Consider the following 22,393-nt stretch of genomic DNA (forward strand, 5'->3'; position numbering starts at 1 on the left):
AGGCGCGGCGAGTGCCGCCCGCTCTTCGGGAGCCTCGGAGGAGCGAGATGCCTGAGCCCGATCGCGAGGCGGTGCAGGCGGCCGTTGCCCGCATCCAGCGGCTGTCCGACGAGCACTGGTGGACCCTGCACCAGGTCTGCGGGCTGATGCGGGACAACGCGTGGGTGGGTCCGACCGGGCGCAGGTTCGGCGAGGAGGTGCACGCGGCCGAGCGCGGGCTGCGGGAGATGCTCGCCAAGGCCGTCGCCGACGCCAGGCGGAAACTGAGCGGCCTCCCGGAGCGGCCGTGAGCCCCGACCCTGACTTCACGGGCGTCAAGCGGCCCCAGTTCGACACGATGGCAACCCAGCACACCGCCGCCGCCGAACGGCTCGCCGACCTCGCCACCCGGCTGCACGGCGAGCTGACGGCCGCGGGCCTGGACACCATGCCCGCCACCCGCATCCGCGAGCTGGCCAGGCAGGCCCAGACCCAGGCCGAGGATTTGCGGCGGCGCCGGCAACTGGTCGACGAGCTCGAACGCAAGAAGGTCGTCTTCGGCGCCTCCACCGCCGCCGGCACGTTCCTGCCGCTGCCCGACAGGCTGGAGACCGGCCAGGCGATGCTGGACGGCACCGCCGCCGCGGACGCGGCCATCGCCGCCTACACCAGGCCGCCGCGGGGCAAGGTGCTGCCCGAGCAGCTCGCGGTCGTGCAGCGGTACGCCGCCAAGGCACACGACCCGGCCTTCGCCAAGGCGTTCATGAGCAGGCTCGGCGCCAGGGGCGTGACCGACCTGGCCCACGCCATCCGGCTGGAGCAGGCCTCCTGGGAGCGCGCGGGAGACCATGACGGGGCCAGACGGGCGGCCGCCCAGGGCGATCACGTCCTGCGGATCCTGAGCACGACGCTGGCCGCGGCCACCGACCCGGCCGGTCCCGCCTACCTGGGCGCCGGCTTCCTCCAGCGGCTCAAGGCCGCGGGCCGCACCTCCAGAGGCATCCACAGCGTGACGGGAGGGCGGCCCACCGCCTACCACGACCTGGCCGACGTGCTCGGCGCCCACCCCGGCGAGCCGCCGTACTCGGCCGAGTTCATGCGCACGGTCGGACGCGACATGATCGCGCTCGACCGCGAGGTCCACGACGCCCTCAAGAACGGCGACGGCACGAAGGTCATGGACGACATGCGCACCTTCGTCCCCGACCTGCTGCGGGCCGCCGCCTCCAGCCCCGCCGCGGCCCAGGCGCTCCTCGACCACACGCCCGCCGGCCGCACCTCCACCAACCTCAACTACCTGCTGCACGACCGGGTGGCCTGGTGGACCGACAACCCCAACTCCACGACGGACGACCGCGACGCCAGGGCGCTCGGCGCGGCGATGGAAGCCGCGATGAAAGGCTCCGACCCGGTCTCGCTCCGGCTGACCGCGGAGACCCTCAAGATCCTCGGAGCCGACCTGCCCGGCCTCTACGCCCGCAACTCCGCCGAGAAACTCCAGCTCGCCGACCAGGCCGGATTCGACCAGCGCGCCTCCCTGCGGCCCGCGCTCGGCACCATCCTGTCCGCCCACATCGACGCTCTCGGCCGGATCATCGACGGCCGCAACGTGCTCAAGTCCGGCGTCGGCGCCACCCTGAAGGACCAGTCGGTCAACCGGCGCGACATCGACTACGCGCTGCTCCTCGCGACCAGCGACGACGCCGTGTTCGGCCAGATCGCCAGGGCACAGGCCGAGCACACGCGCGTGGAGATCGACCGGATCTTCCCGCTCACCGACAAGGGGCCGCGGCTGGCCGACCCCATCGCCCGGGAGAGCAAGACCTTCGGCCACCTCCTCGGCGCCCGCGAGCAGGCCCTCTACTCGGTGGGCAGGGCCAACGAGGCCGCGGCCAAGGAGCTCGAGTCCATGGTGCGCTCCGCCATCGGCATCGTGCCCGTGCCCGGCAAGGAGTTCGCCGGCAAGCTGGCGGAGCAGGCGTTCAAGGGCATGCGCCTGGAGGGCTTCGCCAAGGAGGTGGCGGGCGAGGCAGGCGGACGGCCGGGGACGTACGCGTTCGACAAGGGGGCGAGCTGGATCGCCGGATTCTTCAAGAACGGCAAGATGCTGGACGAGTCCTACGCCACGGCGACGGAGAACCGGGAGCTGGTCAACCGGTTGATGGAGCAGATGGTGGCCACGGCCACGGTCGCCCACGGCCAGCACGACGGCCAGGGCCTCGAGGGACGGTCGTTCACGGACAAGAACGCCGCCATGAAACCGATAGTGGAAATGACGCCTGCCGAGTATGACGACTTTCTCAACTGGGCCTCCTACCACTCACAATTCAGCAGCCTCAAGGCCAAGGGGCAGGGAGTGATGAACGACGGTGCCGAAGAAGCTCGCCGGAGCTTCGGGATTGCGGATTAGAGGAAGTTTGTGATCAAGCAACGCTGGCTGGTTGTTTCCCTGGTCGTGACGATTCTCGGCGTCTCATCATGCGCCGGGGGCGAGCCTGTGCAAACGTCCGCCGTGCCGGATCTTCGTCCGGTCGTTGATCAATCACCCTACTGGTGCGAGTTTATTTCGCACGAGTCCTTCCGACGTGTCGCGGGGGACGCCAGGAGCTACACCGACCGTAAGGATGGACCATGGCGGGACGACGGCGGATGCGTAGTGGAAGGCGGTGGCAACGGCGATCCGGCAGCCGTGTGGTGGTCCAGAATCGATGACAGTGCCAAGCGGCTGGAGCTTGCTCACGAGAACTGGGACGAATTCCGGCCGACCGCCCTGCCGGCTGAGCTGGGGGAGGGATTCGCCGTCTACGCGGGCAATGACATGCTCGGTGGCCGGCCCTACTTCGTGATCTCGCGCTTCTCCTGCGGAGGCGAGAAGCCATGGATCGGAATGGATCTCAAAAAGGTGGCCAAGGGGCGTGATGCCATCAAGGACCTGACGGAACTGATGCGGGTCGCGCAGCGTCGTTATGGCGTGCTGCACGATTGTGTCCCGGGTCCTGTCTAGTCGTTCGGGGCAGGTGTCGCGGCGGCGGCTCGACGTTATGCGCGCCCTGGTCGAAGGCGCGCGGCCGGGGTAGACCGGGGACAGGAGCGGGCCGACCTGTGGGGGATGGATGCTTGAGGAGATGCTGCCCGACGACGACGGCGTGCTGGCCGACCCCTATCCCGCCTACGCCCGGTTGCGGGAGTCGGGTGTGCCCCACCGCGTGACGCTGCGCAGCGGCCTGTACGGCTGGCTCGTGACCCGCTACGACGACGCTCGTGCCGCGCTGGCCGATCCCCGGCTCAGCAAGGACCCGCGCAACGCGCCGCCCGACTGGCAGGAGGCGGGCCGCGGGCGGCCGCTGGAGGACCGTTCGGGGCTGGGCACCCACCTGCTCACCACGGACCCGCCCGAGCACACCCGGCTGCGCCGCCTGGTCGCCCGCTACTTCACGCCGGCCAGGCTGGCGGCCCTGCGGCCGCGGGTCGAGGAACGGGCCGGCGCGCTCATCGACGGGTTCCGCGCGAGGGATCGAGCCGAGCTGATGGGGGACCTCGCCTCGCCGTTGCAGTTCGCCACGATCTGCGACGTGCTCGGCGTGCCGGCCGGCGACCGTACGGACTTCCAGCGCTGGACCAAGGCCGTCGTGAGTTCGGGGGAGGGGCGGGACGGCGAGGCCAGGCCCGAGGCGCTGCGCCGTCTGGGCGCGTACGTGGGCGAGCTGGCGGCCGCCAAGCGGCGCGAGCCGGGGGACGACGTCATCAGCGCGATCACGGTGGCCGCGGAGGAGCAGGATCGGCTGTCCGAGAGGGAGATGCTGTCGATGATCTTCCTGCTCCTCGTGGCGGGCTACGAGACGACCGTCGGTCTCGTCGGGCTGGGCACGTACACGTTGCTGCGGCATCCCGACCAGCTCCGCCGGCTGCGGGAACGGCCGGAGCTGATCGACCGGGCGGTGGAGGAACTGCTGCGGCACGACAGTCCGGTCGAGTTGGCGACGTGGCGTTTCGCGCTGGAGCCGCTGAAGATCGGCGGGGTGGTGGTTCCCGCCGGGCAGCCGATCCTGGTGGCGCTGGGAGCGGCCAACCGCGACCCGCGCCGCTTCCCCGGCCCGGACCGGCCCGACCTCGCCCGGGAGGACAACGCCCACCTGAGCTTCGGCCACGGTCCGCACTACTGCCTCGGGGCGATGCTCGCGCGCATCGTCGGCAGGGCCGCCCTGGCCGCCGTCACGGGCCGCCTGACCGGGCTGGCCCTGGCGGTGCCGCCCGAGACGCTGAGCTGGCGCGCCAGCCTGACGGTACGCGGCCCGCAGCGGCTCCCGGTGACCTTCGACGCCGTCACCTGAGCCGCGCCCGCCCGGTCTCTCAAAGGCCGCAGAGTTCCTCGAGGGACTTGGCGTCGTCCCCCTTGCGCTTCTGGCTGTTCCTCGTCGGCGTCTGCGTCGGCTGGGCGGCCTGGGTCTTCACCGAGTTGGACGTGGTGGTCGGCGAGGCGCCGACATGGGCCGTCTGCGCCTGCTTGGCCGGCCGGAGCGAGGAGGCGATCGCCTTGCGCGCCGCGGTGCGGATCTTCGCCCACTCGGGGTTGCCGGGCCAGAACTGCGGCGGCACGAACTGCAGGCTGGTGATCTTGGCGTCCTTGACCTTGACGGCCAGCTCCACCAGCGGCTGAACGAGGTGCTTCGGGATGTTGGTGCGCGCCAGCCGCTTGGCCGCACCGGCGATCTTGGTGAAGTTGGTGAGGATCACGGCGGGCGTGGCCTGCTGGGCGAAGGCGCCGATGACGCAGCGCTGGCGGCCCATGCGGGAGAAGTCGTCGCTGTTGACCCTGGACCGGCCGTACCAGAGGGCCTCCTCGCCGCTGAGCCGCCGGTAGCCGGCCTTGATCGTGCCCGCGGTGCCGTAGTGGCCGCCCCACTTGACGTCCTGCTCGACCCGGATCTTGAGGCCGCCGATGGCGTCGACCAGGTCCGCGAAGCCGTACATGTTCATCATCGCGTAGTAGTCGATCTTCAGGCCGAGCGTGTGGCCGATGGCGTCCATGAGGGCCCGCGGGCCCTTGTTCTTGCCGCCCATGATCTCGGGATGGTCGTTGGCGTACTGCCACACCTCGTTGAGCAGGCCGCCGTTGGGAAGCTCGGCCAGGTAGCCGTTCGGGAACTGGTCGTGCAGCGGCGACGAGGCGGGGAAGCGTACGTGCTGCAGGTTGCGCGGGAGGCTGAACAGGACGGTGGCGCCGCTCTTGATGTCCACGCTGGCCACCGTCATGCTGTCGGTCCGCACGCCGGTACGGTTGCTCGCCGCGTCGCCGCCGATCAGCAGGAAGTTCACCCGTTCCCTGCCGTGCCAGGGGTCCTCGCCCTCCTTGGCCGCCGGTGGCACGTCGGAGTCGTCCGACGAGGGGAAGATGCCGTTGATGGTGCTGCGGAACGTCATCACGGTGTTGGCGGTGAGGGCGAACGGCGACATGACGGCCACGCACAGCACGCCGACCACGATGCCGGTGATCATCTGGCCCTGCTGGTTGAGCTTGCTCGGGCCGAGCGCGATGTACGAGGTCACCAGCAGCGCGAACCACGCCAGCGCGGCGAGCGAGGCGAGGACGACGATCGTCACCAGCATGCCGTCGCCGACGAGCGCGGCGGCGTTCCCCAGGTTGCCGGCGATGCTCAGCCCGTAGGCCAGGGCGGCGAGCACCAGCACCGCGTACACGCTGACGAGCACCAGCCCGATACGACGCTGCCCGGCCCGCAGGTGTGCGGCGCCGGGCACGATGGCGGACAGTGCGGTCCACCCGAGGACGGAGGCGGGGGTCAGCGGCTTGGCGAAGCGCGGCGGGACATTGCGCGGTGTGGAGCCGGAACCGCGAGGGGAAGCGGGGCGTGGGCGGCGAGCGGGGCGCCGTTTCCTGCCTCCTGGCACGGTTGCTTCCCCATCCCGATTGCGCACACCCGGCTCCCTACTCGCCTACCAGGCAAAACTGACGTTTGCCCCCCAATGGCCACAAGATTGCCAGGATTCTAGTCCCCATACCTGGACAACAACGACATGTGCCCAACCTGAGATGAATTCCTCGTTGACTTCAGGAGGTCGTTGAGGACGACGCCATCCACGTGTTGCACTGGTACGCCTTGTTCTTCGTCCAGCCCTGCCTGAACCAGCGGTGGTTGTTGATCGGCTTGCCGTGGTCGCGCGGATAGCCCGGATGGTCGCCCACCTGACCGTAGAACGCGAACAGTCGGCTCCGGTTGGACGTGCTCACCGGGTACGACGACGCGACCGAGCGCATCCACATGCCGCCGAAGCACGTGGCCTGCAGCTCCAGCCGCCTGCTGAGGGCGAGCTTGGCGTTCTTGTTCGAGGTGTCCAGGGTCGAGCGCCACCACGAGTTCATCAGGCCCGTGATGTTCTGCACGTGGTGACCGTACTCGTGGGCCATCATGCTGATGATCCCGCCGTGCCAGGAGATGATCTGCCCGTAGCCGCGGGCGTTGCCGTTACCCCTGGCCATGGCCGAGGTGGAGGCGTAGATCGTGTTGTTCTGCGGGCAGTAGTACGGAACGATGTTCCCCGGCGACGGGTAGTCGCCGCACGCGCCCCTGCCCCGTCTGGCGGCGATGGCGTAACCCGGCGGGCTGAACGTGATGCCCTGCTTCTCCAGGATGGGCTTCCACGCCCGGTCCATGCACTTGCCGGTCTTCAGGATGAGCGCCTTGAGCTGGCTGTGGCTGAAGATGCTCGCGTTGCCCGCCGGGCATCTGAGCCTGGGCAGGATGCCCGCACGGTACATGGTGTTGTTCTTCAGGCTCGTGTTGAGCGTGACGGTCCGCCGCGGCTCCTGCTCCGCCTCCTCCGTCTCCCGTTCCGTCGGCCGGCTCGTGGGCTCGCTGGTGCTGGGCTCCTCGGTCGGCTCCTGGCTGCGCGTGCGCTCGGGGAACGGCTCGTCGTCGTCGGTGGCGCGTTCCGAGGGCTCGTACGTCGGGATCGCGATCGGCCTCGAGGTCTCCGACCGCGACGTGCCCTTGAAGAACGCCGCCCCCACGACGATCAGCACGAACAGCGCCGCCACCGAGCCGAGCACGGCGCCGATCACCCCGACGGCGCCCATGCCGGACTTCTTGCGCGGCGGCGGGTGCGGCCAGCGCAGCGTCGGCGGCAGGGGAGGCGGTGGCGGGGGCGGGGGCGGAGGGGGCGGCTGCCGGTGCGGCGGCTGCCCGTACGGTGGCTGGTGCCCGTACGGGGGCTGCTCGCCGTACGGGGGCTGCTGCCCGTACTGCTGGCCTCCCTGCGGCGGGCTCTGGTAAGGGGGGCCCTGAGGAGAGCGCTGAGGAGAGCGCTGAGGGGAGCGCTGGGGGGAGTGCTGCGGGGGATGCTGAGGCGGCGGTGGCGCTTGCGGCGGCGGGTACGGGCCGCCCCCCTGCGGCTGCGGCTGGCGGTAGCCCGGTGGCGGCCACGGCAAGGACGGTGGCCGTTGTGGCTGCCCTGGCCCTTGTGGCGGGGGTGGATACTGCCCGTTCCCTGTCACCGTGTCTCCCCGTTCACGTGGTTGTCTGCTTTCAGTGGCTTTGCGCCGCGACTTGGCGGACCTTTGCCAAATTTGGGGCAAAAGCATACTGATTTCTCACCCGTCACGGATGTAGCGGTACTCGGTTACGGTCCGAAATCATTCGAGGTGATCTCCGCTATCTTTCGGTCCCGACGGCGGGTGGTGTCCTAGCTTCTTTGGCATGAATCTCCAGCAGCTCCGCTATGTGGTCGCGACTGCGGAGCACCGCACCATGACCGACGCGGCAAGATCGCTCTACATCGCGCAACCCGCGCTCTCCCGCGCGATTCGGGATCTGGAACGAGAGCTCGGCATGACGCTCTTCGCTCGCTCCGGCCGCGGCGTGGTCGTCACCGCGCAGGGTCGCCGGGTGGTCAAGCTGGCAAGGGAGGCACTCGACGCGGTTCACGAGATCGAGGGACTGGCCAACCAGGCCGGGACCACCGAGGCCGAGCTCCGCATCGCCGCCACACCCAGCCTCGAACCCGGTCTCGCAGGGCGGTTGTTGCCCGCCTACGCGGCTCACCACCCGGGAGTGCGCGTGCACATCGTCCGCTGCGACGGCCGTGACGGCGTCGTCAGCGCCATCAGGGATCAGCGGGCCGATCTAGGGCTCACCGATCTCCCCGTGCCCACCGACCTCATCACCCATCCGCTCGAACGCCAGGAGATCGTGCTGATCTCCCCGCCCGGGCTCGACCTCCCCAACCCCGTGCCGATGGGCAAGCTGAACGGCATGCGCCTGGCGCTGCCCGCCCGCGGCAGCCTGCGCCGCAGGGAACTCGACGCGATGTTCGGCAAGTTCGCCGTGACGCCCGTCGTCGTGCTCGAAACCGACGAGCGCAACGGCTGGCTCAACGCGGTACGCGCCGGCCAGGCATCCCTGCTGTGGTATCGCGGCATGGCCGAGCAGGCCGGTCGCGCCGGCCTGGTGGTGCGCTCGCTCGACCCCGCCGTGCGCCGGGTCATCGCGGTCGTCCACGCCCGCCGCCGGCTGCCGCTCATCGCTCAAGACTTCCTGACCACCGCAGAGAAGGGGACCGCCGCCTGACCACTTTCGGAACGCTCCATTTCCCTCCACGTCCATCCGACAGGGCCCGGATCATCCGAGCCCGGGGGCCCGGCGAGCACACCGCGCCATTGCAGGGCCCCTGCAGGCCGCAGACGACGTCGTCGCCGGCCCTTGACCCCCCAGCACCTCCCGGAACCCCCGCCGGCGTGTGCCTTCCTGGCACGTGACAGACGCCGTCCAGGCAGTCCCCGGCGAAGCCCGCCTGAAGCGAGCGTCCTCGCGTACGACGCGGCGCAGGGCTCCGGCAGGACCACCCGCGTCGCCTGACACGCGCACCCGGCCCGCCAGGGCCGCGGCCGCTCAGGTCCGGCCGGCCAGGCCTAGCGGGACACCGGCAGCCGTACCACGGCCCGCAACCCCGGGCCGGCGTCCTCCAGCGAGACCGTGCCGCCATGCGCCCGCACGGTCTCGCGGACGATCGCCAGCCCGAGGCCGGCGCCGCCCTCGTCGCGGCTGCGCCCGGAATCGAGCCTGGTGAAGCGGTTGAACACCCGATCGCGGTCCTGCTCCGAGATGCCGGGGCCGTCGTCGGTCACCGTCAGCACGCCGTCGGCGGTCAGTGCCACCTCGATCTTGGAGGTGGTGTGGCGTACCGCGTTGTCCATCAGATTCGTCAGCACCCGGCTCAGGTCGAGGGCGTCGCCGCGCACCACGACCGGGTCGCACACCGTCAGCCGCGCCTCGCCGTACCGGTCGACGACCTGGCGCACCACCTCGTCGAGGTCGACCGGCTCGCGCCTGGCGGGCACGCCGCCGCGCTCGTCCAGGCGGGCCAGCGCCAGCAGGTCCTCGGCCAGCCTGGACAGCCGCAACGTGTCCTCGAGCACGCCCTCGGCGGTCTCCTGCCAGTCCTGGCCGTCCGGATGTCCGAGCGCCACCTCCAGCTGCAGCCGGATGCTGGCCAGCGGGCTGCGCAACTCGTGCGCGGCGTCGGCGACCAGCGCCCGCTGGCGCTGCTCCGCCTCCTCCAGCCTGGCCAGCATGTCGTTGAGCGTGGTGGCCAGCGAGTGCACCTCGTCCCGCGACTGCGGCACCGGCAGCCGCCGCGACCTGGCCGTGTGCGTGACCTCCGAGGCGCCCCTGCGCAGGGCGGCGATCGGCTGCAGCGTCCGGCCGATCATCAGCCAGCTCGCCACCGCGAGCAGCACGACCAGCGCGGGCGTGCCGACGAACAGCACCCTGGCCGCCGTGCCGAGGCTCGTCTGGATCTCGCTGACGGGCCTGGCCGCCACCACGGTCTGGCCGCGGTCCGCGCGCAGCACGATCACCCGCAGGAACCCCGGGATCGCGTACGGCCGCCCGTCCAGCAGCGTGGCCTGCCCGTCCGCCAGCACCTTCTCCCTGGCCTCCGCGTCGAGCAGCGGCACCAGCCGGTCCGCTCCGTACGTCACGTGCGTGATCCGCTCGCGGTCGTCGATGACCTGCACGATCGTGCCGTCGTGGGTCGTGATCGGGCTGGTGAGCGTCCCGGCGTCGGCCGCCACGCGCACGGCCTGCGCCTGCGCCCTGGTCGACTCGTCCACGGTGTCGATCAGGGCCCGGTCGAGCACGCTGAGCAGCACCGACGCCGAGACCGCGAGCGCCAGCGCCAGCACCGCGGCGGCCGCCACCGTGAGGCGGAAGCGCAGCCCCTGCCGCCGCCACCAGTCCAGCGGCGAGTCAGCCACCGTCGCCCGCCAGCCGGTAGCCGGCGCCGCGCACGGTCTGCAGCGCGTTCCTGCCGAAGGGGGCGTCGATCTTGCGCCGCAGGTAGCCGACGTACACCTCGACCACGTTGGGGTCGGTGTCGAAGGTGTCCCACACGTGCTCGAGGATCTCCGACTTCGACACCACCTCGTCGCGCCTGCGCATCAGGAATTCGAGCAGCGCGAACTCCCTGGGCGTCAGCTCGACCGGCCGCTCCCCCCGCTCGACCCTGCGCCGCGCCGGGTCGAGCGACAGGTCGCCCGCCACGAGCACCGACGGCCGCCGCCCCGAGTCGCGCCGCAGCAGCGCCCGCAACCTCGCCACCAGCACCACGTACGAGAACGGCTTGGTCAGATAGTCGTCGGCGCCCAGGTCGAGCCCGTCGGCCATGTCGTACTCGCCGTCCTTGGCCGACAACATGAGAATGGGCACCCAGTTCTCCTCGGCGCGCAGCCGCTTGCACACGTTGTAGCCCGACAACCTCGGCAGCATGATGTCGAGCACCACGACGTCGTAGTCGCCGTGCCGGGCGGCGTGCAGTCCCTCCTCACCGTCGTGGGCGAGGTCCACGGCGAACCCCTCCGCCTGGAGCCCCCGCTGGAGCGCGGCGGCCATCCGCCGCTCGTCCTCGACGACAAGCACTCTCATGTGGCGATTCTCCTGTCCTCGGCTGAGACGGCGCTGAGAAGGCTGAGAGCCGTCTCAGAAAGTCTCAGGTCCGCCTAAGGATGCATGACGCAGGCTCTGAGCATCGACATACGGTAAAGGAGTGAGATGCGCAGAGGAACGTACGTGAGGTGGGGGGTCCCGGTCGCGGTCGCGGCCGTCATCGGAGCCGCGATCGGCGCCGGCCCCGTGATCGCCGCCGTGAGCGGCGATCCCGTGCTGCCGGAGCGCTCGGCCCAGCAGCTGCTGGCCGACGCGGCGGCGGCCAACAGCAAGGCGGGCGGCGTGCCGCCGATGTCCGGCACCGTCCAGCAGACGGCGTCGCTCGGCCTGCCCGCGCTGCCGCAGACCGCCGACACCTCGCCGCTCAGCCTGCTGTCCGGCTCGCACGAGGTGAAGGTCTGGTACGGCGCCCACGACAAGATGCGGGTGGCCATCCCGACCCAGCTGAACGAGACCAACCTCATCCTCAACGGAAAGCAGGGCTGGTACTGGGACAGCTCGACCAACACCGCCACCAGGCTGACGGTCAAGGAGGGCGCCAGTCAGGAGCACGGCCAGGAGCACAGGACGCCGATGCCCCAGCCGAGCGACCTGACGCCGCAGCAGGTGGCGGAGCGGCTGCTGGCGGACGCCGAGAAGTACACCGACGTCCGGGTGATCAACACGGCGGAGGTGGCGGGCCGCCCGGCCTACCAGCTCGTGCTGGCGCCCAAGGCGGAGGGCTCGCTGGTCCAGGAGGTGCGCATCGCGCTCGACGGCGAGACGTACGTGCCGCTCCAGGTCCAGGTGTACGCCAAGGGTTCGGCTGAGCCGGCGTTCCAGGTGGGCTTCACGCAGGTGACGTTCACGCCGCCGGCGCCCGAGAACTTCGCCTTCACCCCGCCCGCGGGCGCCAAGGTGGAGGAGAAGACGCTCGGCGAGCGGTCCGGCGAGCACGCGGAGGAGCGGGCCGAGAAGGCCGAGGACGTCAAGGACCGCGTGAAGGTCGTCGGCGACGGCTGGGCGAGTGTGGCGGTCCTGCCGTTCGACCAGAGGGACCTGGCGGCCGAGGCCGCGCAGGCGCCGGAGGACGGCGAGCGGTTCGGCGGCGACGCCGACCCGGGCGCGCTGCTCGACAGCGTGCTCAGGTCCGCCACGCCGGTGAGCGGCCCGTGGGGCTCCGGCAAGCTGATCAGGACCAAGCTCGTCACCGCCCTACTGACCGACGACGGCCGCCTCCTGGTCGGCCCGGTCACCCCGGAGGAGATCACCAAGGCGGCGGGCATCAGGTGACCGCCGTCACGCAGGAAGCGGGGGCGCCTCTCGGGGCGGCCCCGCCCCCGGGGGACGGCTCCGGGGAGAGCGCCATCGTCACGCGCGGCCTGACGAAGCGTTTTCGCGGGGGCCAGGTGGCCGTGGACGCGCTCGACCTGGCCGTGCCCCGCGGCTCGGTGTTCGGCTTCCTCGGGCCGAACGGCTCGGGCAAGACCACCACGATCCGCATGCTGCTCGGCCTGGTCGCGCCGACGTCCGGCGACTCCTCCGTGCTCGGCCTGCCCCTGGCCCAGGCGCTGCCCAGGGTCGGCGCCGTGGTCGAGGGCCCGGCCTTCTACCCGTACCTGTCGGGTGAGGCCAACCTGCGGCGCTTCGACGCCGCCGACCCGACCGCCCGCGGCGGCTCCGCCGGGCGGCGCATCGCCGAGGCGCTGGAACGCGTGGGCCTGTCGGCAGCCGCGGGCAAGCGCTACCGCAACTACTCGCTCGGCATGCGCCAGCGCCTGGCCATCGCCGCCGCCCTGCTCGGCCCGCGCGAGCTGCTCATCCTGGACGAGCCGACCAACGGCCTCGATCCGCAGGGCACGCGCGAGGTCCGCTCGCTGGTCAAGGAGGTCGCCGCGGACGGCACCACGGTCTTCGTCTCCTCCCACCTGCTGGCCGAGGTCGAGCAGATGTGCACGCACGCCGCGATCATGCGGACCGGCAGGCTCGTGGCGCAGGGCACGATCGCCTCGCTCCGCAGCGGCCTGGTCGCCCGCGTCCGGGTGGAGACGCCGGACGCCGACGACGCGGCGCGGGTGCTCGGCGCGCTGGGCCTGGCCGACGTGCGGCGGTCCGGCGCGGAGGTCACGGCCGAGCTGGACGGGCGCCCGCCGGAGCAGATCAACGCCGCGCTGGTGGGGGAGGGCGTGGCCGTGCGCGGGCTGGCGGTGATCCGGCCCAGCCTCGAGGACGTGTTCGTCGGACTGACAGGGGAGGGCTTCGATGTCGACGGCTGAATCGACCGCCGAGTCGACCGCCGAGTCGACCGCCGAGTCGACCGCCGAGGCGGCGACCCGGACGGCGGCCGGGTCGCCGGCCAGGCGCACGCCCGGGCTCGTGCCGGTGAAGGAGACCCTGCGCAGCGCCGAACGCCGGCCGCGGCATCCCGATGAGCCGGGCACGCCGCCCGCCCGGACGCCGTGGTCGTTCTGGCGGCTGCTCCGCTCGGAGCTGGGGCTGACCTTCCGCCGCCCGCGCAACCTGCTGATGCTGGCCGCGCTGGGTGTCGTGCCGGTGGTCATCGGCGTCGCGCTGCGGGTCGTGGCCGGCGAGGACGGCATGGGCGGGATCATCGAGGACGTCGCGGGCAACAGCCTCATGCTGACGTTCGTCTCGTTCTCGTTCCTCGTGCTGCTGCTGATGCCGGTCGTCGTCAGCGTGGTGGCGGGCGACTCGATCGCGGGGGAGGCGGGGGCGGGAACGCTGCGCTACCTGCTGGCCGCGCCGGCCGGGCGCACCCGGCTGCTGGCCGTCAAATATCTCAACGCGGTCGTCTTCGCGTACGCCGTCACCGCGGTGGTGGCGCTGTCGGCGCTGGCGACCGGGCTCGCTCTCTTCCCCGCCGGTGACGTGACGCTGCTGTCGGGCACCACGATCCCGATGGGCGAGGGGCTGCTGCGCATCCTCATCGCCGTCGGTTACGTGGGCGCGGGCATGGCCGCCCTGGCCGCCGTCGCGCTGGCCCTGTCGACCTTCACCGAGGTGTCCATCGGGGCCATCGCCGCCACCATCGTGCTGATCATCGTCTGCCAGGTGCTGCGCGCGATCCCGGAACTCGGCTCGATCACGCCGTACCTGCTGCCGACGCGGTTCACGAACTTCGACGCGGTGCTGCGCAGCCCCATCGACACGGCGGCGCTGGGGGAGGGGCTGCTGGCGTTCGGGGCGTACATCGTGTTGTTCGGCTCGATCGCCTGGGCCAGGTTCTCCGGCAAGGACATCACCTCCTGAGGCCCGCGCCCGGCCCGGCCGCTCGCGCGGGCCGGGCCGAGCACGTGCGCCGGGCGGCCCGCGGAGAACGGCCGGCCGGTCCGCGGGCGGAGGGGACCCGCGGACCGGGCCGCTAGGCGGTGGGGCGGCGGCGCAGGCCGAGGAACCCGATCACCACGCCGGCCACGCCGGCCACCAGACCCGCGCCGCCCAGCAGGCGGGCCGTCCCGTCGGACGGCGACGCGGCCGCCACGGGGGCGACCGACGGCGTGGCGGCGGCCCCAGCGGTGGATGCCGCCGCGGACGGCGAGGCGGAGGCCGCCCCGTCGCCGGCTGCGGGCACGAGCTTGAGCAGCGGGGCGGGGTGCTCGGCCTCGGTGCCGTCGGCCTTGGGGGCCTCGGACCAGTCGACGACCTCGCCGCCCGAGTAGGTCTGCTTCGTCGGGAACATCAGGGAGTCGGTGCCGGTGGGCAACTGACCCATGGACACCTCGAACTCCTGGAACTGGCCGGGCTCGATCTTGCCGCCTGACCACACGACCTTGGTGACGGCCTCCTCGAGGTCGCCGTATTCGGTCTTGACCGGCGCGGGCAGCTTGCCCTCGGTGACCTTGACGTCCCACCCGGGCACGGGCTTGACCGACACGAAGGCCAGCGGGTGGTCGGTGGGGAAGGAGACCTCGATCTTGGTGGTCGAGGCGTCGTCGCGCTCGTTCGGCACCCGGAAGGCGACCTTGGTGAACGAGCCCTGCTCGGCGGTGCCGGGCTGGACGGTGACGTGGGCCAGCGCGGGCAGGGCGAGGCCGGCGGTGAGAGCGGTGGCGGCGGCGAGCACGGTCGCCGCACGGCGTGCGAAGGACATGCGGAATCTCCACTCGGTCGGAAGGTGATAAGGCGTCAGACGGTCAGGCGGGAAGTGGAGGACCACGCCTGGCCACGCAGTGCCGGAAGCCCGGCTGGAGCGGCACCACCCGGCTGCGGACGATCGGTGCGGCGGGCCGCGCGGAGGGCGCGGCGGCGGGGGCGAGCAGCAGCACGAGCCTGCGGCCGATGCGGCGCAGCAGCGACCAGATGGCTGCCTCGCCACGCGAGAGCCACAGGCCGGTGATCAGTGTGGCCGTCAGGTGCGTGAGCAGCATGCCGGTGCCGACGGCCAGGCCGCCCTGGGCGTGGCCGTGCACCGAGACGTAGGAGGCGCCCTCGCCCGCGAACAGCTCGTGCAGCCCGAGTTGCGCGCCGACGAGCACGAGGTTGATCGTCGGGGCCGAGCGCTCCCTGCCGCACAGCGCCAGCCCCAGCGCGGACACGCCCGCGAGCCCGAGCGCGGCGGTCCACGGCGCCGGGGCCGCGCCACCGCCCAGCACGTGGGCCAGGGCGGCGAGGGTCACGCAGACGGCGGCGAAGGCGGCCGTCCGCGCGAGCCTGAGGGGAAGTCGCGCGCGCATGAGTGTGCCCCATGTTCTCACGGGGCAGGGGCCTATGAGGCCCTGAGGCCGAAGCTGTGCAATGCCTGGGCCGAATATGGCTTTTGTCGCTAGGGTCGTGCCCACCACGTCGACATTGAGGTGAGATACGTTGCGGCACTTAGCTGGATTGCTCATCGGGCTGGTGGTGACGGCGGCTGTGCTGGCCGGCGGGGGATGGGCCGTCCAGCAGGCGGCCGGAAGCTCCGTGGCGACCGCACCCGACAGCCAGACGTTGTGGATCGCGCTGGGCTCGATGGCCGCGGTCGGGCTGGTTGTCGGCCTCGTGGTGGCGGGCCGGGTCTCGCCGCTGGCGACGTTCTTGCCGTCGATGGTGCTGCTGGCCTGGACGGTCGTCTACGCGCTCGACGTGAACAGGGCGCTGTCGTTCATCCCGGCCGAACCCTCGATGCACCAGCTCGTCAGGGAGGCCGGCGCCGGCGCCAGGACGCTGCTGACGACCGGAGTGTTCGCCCTCCTCGGCGTGGCCCTGTTCATCCCCGTGCTGATGCCGTCGCGCTGGTCGAGGCAGGACGACGACCTGGACGAGGAGTACGAGACCACGCCGGAGAGCAGCTACTACTAGCCGGCGCCGCTGCCGGTGTAGAGGCGGGCGACCACGTCCTCGATGCTGGACTGGTCGGGGGCCGTGGCCATCAGGTCGTCGAGCGTCCCGTCGAACGCCAGCCGGCCGTGGTCGATCAGCATGACCCGGCGGCACAGGCGCTCGATGTCGCCGAGGTCATGCGTGGTCAGCAGCACGGTCGTGCCGCGTTCGGCGTTGAGCCGCTTGAGGAAGTCGCGGATGCCGGCCTTGCTGACCACGTCGAGCCCGATCGTCGGCTCGTCGAGCACGAGCACGTCGGGCGCGTGCAGCAGCGCCGCCGTGAGGTCGCCGCGCATGCGCTGCCCGAGGCTGAGCTGGCGCACCGGCGTGCGGATGAACGCGCCGAGGTCGAGCGTGTCGGCCAGCTCGGCGAGCCTCGAACGGAACGCGTTGCGATCTACTTTGTAAAGGTGCCGGATCAGCTCGAAGCTGTCGGCCAGCGGCAGATCCCACCACAACGTCGTACGCTGCCCGAACACCACGCCGATCCGCCGGGCCAGAGTCGTGCGCCTGCGCGACGGATCCAGGCCCGCCACCCGCACGGTGCCCGAGGTCGGCGTGAGGATGCCGCACAACATCTTGATCGTGGTGGACTTGCCGGCGCCGTTGGGGCCGAGGTAGCCGACGAACTCTCCCGGCGACACGGTGAACGACAGGTCGCGCACGGCGTGCACGAGCTTTCTCCTCACCTTGAACGAGCGCCCTGCCCGATCAAGTTCGATCATGGTCAACTCCCCGTGGATCGGTAGTGCCTGATGCCCTGCCGCCAGGCCAGCGCGGCCGCCAGGGCGAGGGCCAGCGCGGCGGCCGGCCCGAGAAAACGCATGAACTCGGGCGTGCCGAGGGGGTCGCCCCTGTCCAGGACGTACAGGCCCGGCTGCCAGTTGACGAAGGCCATCGGCAGCGCGTACGTCACGCCTCTGACCAGGTCGCGGCCGTAGACGCTGAACGGGTACTGGGTGAGCTGCTGGCCGCCGTAGGTGAAGGCGTTGGCCAGCTCCGGCGCGTCCGTGAGCACGAACTGCGCCGCGCCGGCCAGCGTCCAGAGCGCGGCGAAGATGGCGAACCCGGTGACCACCATGACGGGGATCATCCAGGCGCGCCGCCACTCGAGGCCGAGCGCCGCGACGGCGTAGCCGAGCACGAGTCCCGCCTGCAGGACGCGGCCGATCCTGTTGGCGTTGAACCGGTCGGCGGTGAGCTGCAGCCACGTGCTCACCGGTCTGATGAGGAACGTGTCGAAGGTGCCGGCCTTGATGTGCTGGCTGACCCGGTCGATGTTGCTGACGAACATGTCGCTGAGGGCGAAGGACACGCCCGCGGCGCCGTACAGGAAAAGTACCTCGTCGCGGGAGAATCCGGCGAGGGTGGTGGTGTTGGCGAAGATGATCAGGACCACGGCGAGTTCGAGCCCGGTCGTGACGAAGCCGAGCACGGTCATAAGCGCGAACGAGGCGGGATATGCGGCGGCGGCGCGGGTCCAGGTCCAGGCCAGCCGGACGTAGGTGCTAACCACCCTGGATCACCACCTTGTGGCGGATCGCCCTGGTGGCCAGCGCGCCGAGCCCGAGCAGGACCGCCGCCCAGAACGCCTGGAACGCGAGCGTCTCCATGACGGGGGCCTTGCCGAGGTAGAGGTCGGTGGGCAACTGGACCATGGCGGCCCACGGCAGGGACCTGGCGACGTCGGCCAGCCAGCCGGGGAAGATGTGCAGGGGCACCATCATGCCGCTGAAGAAGGTGGTGAGCACCATCGACAGCACGGCCACGCCGCGGTCGTCGATGAGCCAGCAGACCGACAGCGCGATCAGGTAGCGCCAGCCGAAGCTGACGACGACGGCGAGCGCGAAGCCGGTCATGAAGGCCGCCCACCTGCCGGGGTCGCCGGGGACGACGACGCCGAACACGGCCGCGCCGACCAGCATGGGCGGGATGCCGCGGACGAGGAAGAGGTAGGCGGCCCTGCCGGCGTCCTCGGCGAGGGTCCAGGCCTGGAGCGGGGCGGGGCGGACGAGGTCGAGCGCGATGTCGCCGCTGCGGATGCGTTCGGGTATGCCGAGGCCGCCGCCGAACAGCTGCATCGGCGCGATGAACGCCTGGGTGACGAAGCAGTACGTGATGGCGTCGGCGACGTCGTAGCCGGCCAGGCCGGGGCGGGCCTGCCACAGCGCGATGAGGATGTAGGCGCGCAGGATGCCGAACACGCTGTTGGTGAAGGCGCCGGCGAGCGCGGCCGCGAGGTAGGTGGCGTGTTTTCTGAAGCCGTACCGGACGAGCCGGGCATAGAGCGGTATGGTTTGGCACCTCCGGGGGGTGATGGCACGGTGACACACCGTGCCCGGACCCGTGCACGGGTCTGCTGGTGAGAAGCAGGAAATTATCCGTCGCGGCCCGGGTGGCCCGCAACGCGTTTTAGCGCTGCGGGGATCTGTTGCTTACTGGCCGGTAGGAGCGGGTGAGAGGGGGAAGGGGGCGTACTGGAGGACCGATATGCGGATCGACGGGGACGTAGTTCCTGAATACCCTCTGAGCTGGCAGGCCCGCGCGCTCACCGGTTTCATGCGCGGCACGTTGAAGCCCGCGTCCCTCCTGTTCATGCGCCATCCGCTGGCGCTGGTCTGCGCGGCCAGGCTCGGGGATCTCGCGCGGCTCGTGCAGATGCCCTATCCCGAGCATGTCGCGATCGCGCCGGCGACGCTCTCGTCGTGCGGCGGCGAGTGGGTGCGCGGCGGGGAGGGGCTCGACGAGCGCAAGGTGGTGCTCTACTTCCACGGCGGCGGATACTTCTCGTGCTCGCCGGGCACGCACCGGCCGATCACGTGGCGTCTCTCGGCGGCGGCTGGGCGCCCGGTGCTGGCGCTCGACTACCGGCAGGGGCCCGTGCACACGCTGGCCGACTCGCTGGCGGACGCGATGGGCGCCTACGACTGCCTGCTGCGGCGCGGGCACGAGGCCGGGGACATCGTGCTCGCGGGCGACTCGGCGGGCGGTCACCTGACGCTGGCGACTCTGCTCGCGCTGCGCGACCAGGGGCTGCCGCTGCCCGCGGCGGCGATCTGCCTGTCGCCGTGGACGGACCTGACCGACGCTCCGCGCCACGCGAACCGCTGGCAGGACCCCATGCTGCCGGCCGGCCGGGTGCGCTGGCTGGCCCGCAGATGGACCGCGGGGCTTGATCCGCGGGATCCGCTGGTGTCGCCGGTGCACGGCGACTTCACGGCGCTGCCGCCTCTCATGATCGTGACGGGGTCGACGGAGGTGCTGCGCGACGAGGGCAAGCGTGTCGCCGAGCGGGCGCGCCAGGCCGGGGTGCCGGTCAGGTACGAGGAATGGGACCGCATGCCGCACGTCTTCCCGATCCTGGCGGACGTGCTGCCGGAGGCGCGGCTGGCATTCCGGCACATGGCGACGTTCCTGGGGGCGGTGGCCGGCCGGCCGGGTTCGCTGGGGGATACGGCGGCGGCTTGAATAGTGCGTGTCCCTTTTCCGGCGATCGGCATGCGGCGGCAGATCGACACCATGTAAGGTTAGGTATGCCTAACATGAGTCAGGGGGCTGTGCGAATGGCTGAAAAGCCCACAGATCATCATAAAGGCGTCGTCCTGCGGACCGAGTGGATCTCGCGGCACATGGTCCGCGTCGTGCTCGGGGGGGACGGGTTGTCCGGCTTCGCCACCACGGGGCTCACCGACCACTACGTGAAGCTGGTCTTCCCGTACGACGACGTGGACTATCCCGAGCCGTTCAGCGTGAAGGCGTGCCGCGAGACCATGCCGCGCGAGCACTGGCCACGGCTGCGCACCTACACCGTGCGCGCCTGGGACTCCGACGCGCGCGAGCTGACCCTCGACTTCGTCGTGCACGGTGACGAAGGGCTGGCCGGGCCGTGGGCCGCCGCGGCGAAACCGGGCGACGTCCTGCTCATGCTCGGCCCCGGCGGCGGCTACGCGCCCGACTCCGAGGCGGGCTGGCACCTCCTCGTGGGCGACGAGAGCGCGCTGCCCGCGATCGCGGCCTCGCTCCAGGCGCTGCCCGAAGGGGCGCTCGCGCACGTCCTGGTGGAGGTGGACGGGCCCGGCGACGAGCAGAAGCTCGACACCGCCGCCGACGCGCGGATCCTGTGGCTGTATCGGAGCGACCGTCCCGTGGGCCACGCGCTGGTGCGGGCGGTGCGGGAGCTGGACTTCCCCGAGGGCGACGTGCACGCGTTCGTGCACGGGGAGGCGGGGTTCGTCAAGCAGCTCCGCCGGCACCTGCGGCTCGAGCGGGGCGTCCCGCTGGACCGGCTCTCCATCTCCGGCTACTGGCGCGCGGGGGTGGACGACGAGGGCTGGCGGGCGGTCAAGAAGGACTGGAACCGCCAGGTCGAGGCGGAAGAGGCGGCTGCGATCGCCTCCTGATCACCAGGGGCACGACGCCACTCCCGTCACACGGCTTCCTCACCTCGGAGGAACGAACGCCTTACCTCTGATACCGCTTGCGCAAGACATGCGGAAAGCCTGCCTGGATGCGGTCACAGTGTGCTGTGCCGTGTTCCAGACAGGAAGGGCGAAACCCGGATGGCGCGTGGTGCGAGCGACCTGCCTGCCGGCGTGCGACCGCTTACGGTGGGCGACCCGGTCATCATCGGGCGATACCTGCTGCTGGGCCGCCTCGGCGCGGGCGGGATGGGAATCGTCTATCTGGCCGAACACCCTCGGGGTGGCCTGGTGGCGCTCAAGACACCACATACGGTGCATCTCAACGATGCCACGTTACGCGCCCGCTTCGCCGAGGAAGTGGCCTTCTCGCGCAGACTGGTGCCGTTCTGCACGGCGGCCGTCGTCGAGGACGGCGCCGACCAGGGCCGGCCCTACCTGGTCACCGAGTACATCCCGGGCCCCGCGCTCTCCCAGGTCGTCCTGGCGCGGGGACCGCTGACGCCCGACCGCGCCTACGGTGTGGCGCTCGGCGTCGCCGCCGCGCTGGTCGCGGTCCACGAGGCCGGACTCGTGCACCGGGACCTCAAGCCGGGCAACGTGCTGCTGTCCACGAAAGGGCCGCGGGTCATCGACTTCGGCATCGCCCGCGACGTCGACACGCTGTCCGCCCACACGCAGGCCGGGCAGGTCATGGGCAGTCCCGGGTGGGTGGCGCCGGAACGGCTGACGGGCCGGCCGGCGGGCATGGGCGCGCTGCCGGCGTCCGACGTGTTCGCGTGGGGGTGCCTGGTGGCGTTCGCCGCCACGGGGCACCACCCGTTCGGGAGCGGGGAGGCGGATGTGCTGACCCGGCGCATCCTGTTCGAGCCGCCGCGGATCGAGGGCGTGCCCGCCCTGCTGCGGCCCGCCGTCGAGGCGGCGCTGGCCAAGGATCCCGCCGGCCGGCCCGGGGCCGCCGACCTGCTGCGGGTGTTGCTGGCCGCCGGCGGCGTGGGCGATCCGTGGGATCTGCGCCGGGCGGTCGACGAGGTGCTGGCAGAGATCTGGACCCCCGTGCCGTACCCGCCAGGAGGGGGGCGGGCAGGGCACGGGGGCGCCGGGACAGGGCCCGGCGCGCTCGCCGCCGAGGCAGGGCTGGAACGGTCCCGCAGGCGCCGGAGGGCGAGGGCCGGAGCGAGCCTGTCGCACGCCAGCTTCGCCGCGCTGGCCACGGTCTCGATCGCGGCCATCACCGTGATCGCGGCGTCCGGGGCGGACGGCGCGCCCGTCGGGGGCGGCTCGCTGCTGTCCGGTGACCCGCCGGCCGCCGTGCGCTCGGAGGTCAGCGGCGCGTCCACCGCGCGCCCCGCCGCCACCCCGGCAGGGCGCGTGCCGCCCACCCGCACCGCGCCGGCGACGGCGCCCGCCACGCCCACGGTGTTCGTCACGCGCACCCGTACGAAGGAGGACGTGCGCAGCCCTTCGCCCCATCGGCGGGACACGTTCCGGCCGCCGGGCGGCCACCCGTCCGGCGTCGCCAGGCCGGAGGAGCCCCGCGAGGACGGCCCCGGCGCGTGCGCGGACCCGGCCGGCAGGAGGCGCGGCCCCATGGCCAGGCGGCCCTGCCCGCGGCCGTCATCGTCGATCACCACGATCCCCCAGGACGGGCCCGGCGAGCCTCCGGGTCCCTCCACGCCCGGCCAGGACACCCCGACGCCGACGCCCACAGGCCCCTTATGAGGAAAGGCCGCGCCAGTG

Annotated in this window: 21 protein-coding genes; 12 read left to right on the top strand and 9 right to left on the bottom strand. The window is 71.7% G+C overall.

Going from position 1 to position 22,393, the window contains the following annotated elements; genetic code table 11:
* Positions 1-47: 47 nt before the first annotated feature.
* The 4 genes from ABGB14_RS30745 (at position 48) to ABGB14_RS30760 (ending at position 4,310) form a co-directional block, all read left to right on the top strand.
* Complete coding sequence (locus ABGB14_RS30745) at positions 48-290, top strand: hypothetical protein (protein WP_347647324.1); 243 nt, start codon at positions 48-50, stop codon at positions 288-290.
* Positions 287-2,389 carry a hypothetical protein gene (locus tag ABGB14_RS30750; RefSeq protein WP_347647325.1) on the top strand — a complete coding sequence of 701 codons (2,103 nt, stop codon included), beginning with the start codon at positions 287-289 and terminating at the stop codon, positions 2,387-2,389. Before ABGB14_RS30745 ends, ABGB14_RS30750 begins: the two co-directional genes overlap by 4 nt.
* A gap of 9 nt (positions 2,390-2,398) precedes the next feature.
* Positions 2,399-2,983: a hypothetical protein gene (locus ABGB14_RS30755; RefSeq protein WP_347647326.1), complete on the top strand. Its 585-nt coding sequence runs from the start codon at positions 2,399-2,401 to the stop codon at positions 2,981-2,983.
* A 109-nt stretch (positions 2,984-3,092) separates the two neighbouring features.
* Entirely contained in the window at positions 3,093-4,310 is a 1,218-nt protein-coding gene (locus tag ABGB14_RS30760; RefSeq protein ID WP_347647327.1) for a cytochrome P450, read from the top strand.
* 19 nt (positions 4,311-4,329) lie between these two features.
* Here the strand turns inward: ABGB14_RS30760 and ABGB14_RS30765 are convergent, their stop codons facing one another.
* Together ABGB14_RS30765 and ABGB14_RS30770 are read right to left on the bottom strand one after the other, a co-directional pair.
* Positions 4,330-5,736 carry an LCP family protein gene (locus ABGB14_RS30765; RefSeq protein WP_347647329.1) on the bottom strand — a complete coding sequence of 469 codons (1,407 nt, stop codon included), beginning with the start codon at positions 5,734-5,736 and terminating at the stop codon, positions 4,330-4,332.
* Positions 5,737-6,046: 310 nt separating this feature from the next.
* The gene (locus ABGB14_RS30770) at positions 6,047-7,072 is read right to left on the bottom strand and encodes a neutral zinc metallopeptidase (protein ID WP_347647330.1); all 1,026 of its coding nucleotides are present in this window, start codon (positions 7,070-7,072) and stop codon (positions 6,047-6,049) included.
* A 619-nt stretch (positions 7,073-7,691) separates the two neighbouring features.
* Here ABGB14_RS30770 and ABGB14_RS30775 point away from each other — a divergent pair.
* Positions 7,692-8,561, top strand: a complete 870-nt coding sequence (locus ABGB14_RS30775; protein WP_347647331.1) for a LysR family transcriptional regulator — start codon at positions 7,692-7,694, stop codon at positions 8,559-8,561.
* A gap of 341 nt (positions 8,562-8,902) precedes the next feature.
* Here the strand turns inward: ABGB14_RS30775 and ABGB14_RS30780 are convergent, their stop codons facing one another.
* Positions 8,903-10,249: a HAMP domain-containing sensor histidine kinase gene (locus ABGB14_RS30780; protein WP_347647332.1), complete on the bottom strand. Its 1,347-nt coding sequence runs from the start codon at positions 10,247-10,249 to the stop codon at positions 8,903-8,905.
* Positions 10,242-10,916, bottom strand: coding sequence for a response regulator transcription factor (locus ABGB14_RS30785; RefSeq protein ID WP_347619003.1), 675 nt, complete (start codon positions 10,914-10,916; stop codon positions 10,242-10,244). Before ABGB14_RS30785 ends, ABGB14_RS30780 begins: the two co-directional genes overlap by 8 nt.
* Before the next feature lie 144 nt (positions 10,917-11,060).
* On the opposite strand from ABGB14_RS30785, the gene ABGB14_RS30790 reads away from it, so the two are divergent.
* Genes ABGB14_RS30790 through ABGB14_RS30800 form a run of 3 tightly spaced genes read left to right on the top strand, consistent with a single transcriptional unit; the run spans position 11,061 to position 14,186 of the window.
* Positions 11,061-12,209, top strand: a complete 1,149-nt coding sequence (locus ABGB14_RS30790) for a DUF2092 domain-containing protein (protein WP_347647333.1) — start codon at positions 11,061-11,063, stop codon at positions 12,207-12,209.
* Positions 12,206-13,192, top strand: a complete 987-nt coding sequence (locus tag ABGB14_RS30795) for an ABC transporter ATP-binding protein (RefSeq protein ID WP_347647335.1) — start codon at positions 12,206-12,208, stop codon at positions 13,190-13,192. Before ABGB14_RS30790 ends, ABGB14_RS30795 begins: the two co-directional genes overlap by 4 nt.
* Positions 13,179-14,186: an ABC transporter permease gene (locus tag ABGB14_RS30800; RefSeq protein WP_347647336.1), complete on the top strand. Its 1,008-nt coding sequence runs from the start codon at positions 13,179-13,181 to the stop codon at positions 14,184-14,186. Before ABGB14_RS30795 ends, ABGB14_RS30800 begins: the two co-directional genes overlap by 14 nt.
* Positions 14,187-14,298: 112 nt before the next feature.
* Here ABGB14_RS30800 and ABGB14_RS30805 read toward each other — a convergent pair whose 3' ends face one another.
* Together ABGB14_RS30805 and ABGB14_RS30810 are read right to left on the bottom strand one after the other, a co-directional pair.
* Positions 14,299-15,027 (bottom strand): YcnI family protein, encoded by a 729-nt coding sequence (locus tag ABGB14_RS30805; protein WP_347647337.1) that lies wholly within the window; start codon positions 15,025-15,027, stop codon positions 14,299-14,301.
* Between the two features lie 43 nt (positions 15,028-15,070).
* The gene (locus ABGB14_RS30810) at positions 15,071-15,610 is read right to left on the bottom strand and encodes an MFS transporter (RefSeq protein ID WP_347647338.1); all 540 of its coding nucleotides are present in this window, start codon (positions 15,608-15,610) and stop codon (positions 15,071-15,073) included.
* A gap of 130 nt (positions 15,611-15,740) precedes the next feature.
* Between ABGB14_RS30810 and ABGB14_RS30815 the strand changes: the two genes are divergently transcribed.
* On the top strand, positions 15,741-16,214 hold the full coding sequence (locus tag ABGB14_RS30815; protein ID WP_347647339.1) for a hypothetical protein: 474 nt from the start codon (positions 15,741-15,743) through the stop codon (positions 16,212-16,214).
* Here the strand turns inward: ABGB14_RS30815 and ABGB14_RS30820 are convergent.
* The 3 genes from ABGB14_RS30820 to ABGB14_RS30830 are packed head-to-tail and all read right to left on the bottom strand — an operon-like array spanning position 16,211 to position 18,568.
* Complete coding sequence (locus ABGB14_RS30820; RefSeq protein WP_347647340.1) at positions 16,211-16,960, bottom strand: ATP-binding cassette domain-containing protein; 750 nt, start codon at positions 16,958-16,960, stop codon at positions 16,211-16,213. The genes ABGB14_RS30815 and ABGB14_RS30820 overlap by 4 nt on opposite strands.
* A 2-nt stretch (positions 16,961-16,962) precedes the next feature.
* A complete protein-coding gene (locus ABGB14_RS30825) occupies positions 16,963-17,751 on the bottom strand; it encodes an ABC-2 family transporter protein (protein ID WP_347647342.1) in 789 nt (262 codons plus the stop codon).
* The gene (locus tag ABGB14_RS30830; RefSeq protein ID WP_347647343.1) at positions 17,744-18,568 is read right to left on the bottom strand and encodes an ABC-2 family transporter protein; all 825 of its coding nucleotides are present in this window, start codon (positions 18,566-18,568) and stop codon (positions 17,744-17,746) included. The genes ABGB14_RS30825 and ABGB14_RS30830 overlap by 8 nt, the downstream gene beginning before the upstream one ends.
* 157 nt (positions 18,569-18,725) lie before the next feature.
* Between ABGB14_RS30830 and ABGB14_RS30835 the strand changes: the two genes are divergently transcribed.
* The 3 genes from ABGB14_RS30835 (at position 18,726) to ABGB14_RS30845 (ending at position 22,375) form a co-directional block, all read left to right on the top strand.
* Positions 18,726-19,703 carry an alpha/beta hydrolase gene (locus ABGB14_RS30835; protein WP_347647344.1) on the top strand — a complete coding sequence of 326 codons (978 nt, stop codon included), beginning with the start codon at positions 18,726-18,728 and terminating at the stop codon, positions 19,701-19,703.
* A gap of 95 nt (positions 19,704-19,798) precedes the next feature.
* A complete protein-coding gene (locus ABGB14_RS30840; RefSeq protein ID WP_347647345.1) occupies positions 19,799-20,635 on the top strand; it encodes a siderophore-interacting protein in 837 nt (278 codons plus the stop codon).
* A gap of 192 nt (positions 20,636-20,827) precedes the next feature.
* On the top strand, positions 20,828-22,375 hold the full coding sequence (locus ABGB14_RS30845) for a serine/threonine-protein kinase (RefSeq protein WP_347647346.1): 1,548 nt from the start codon (positions 20,828-20,830) through the stop codon (positions 22,373-22,375).
* Positions 22,376-22,393 lie beyond the last annotated feature (18 nt).

This window comes from Nonomuraea sp. B10E15, assembly GCF_039871615.1.
Classification (GTDB): Bacteria; Actinomycetota; Actinomycetes; order Streptosporangiales; family Streptosporangiaceae; genus Nonomuraea.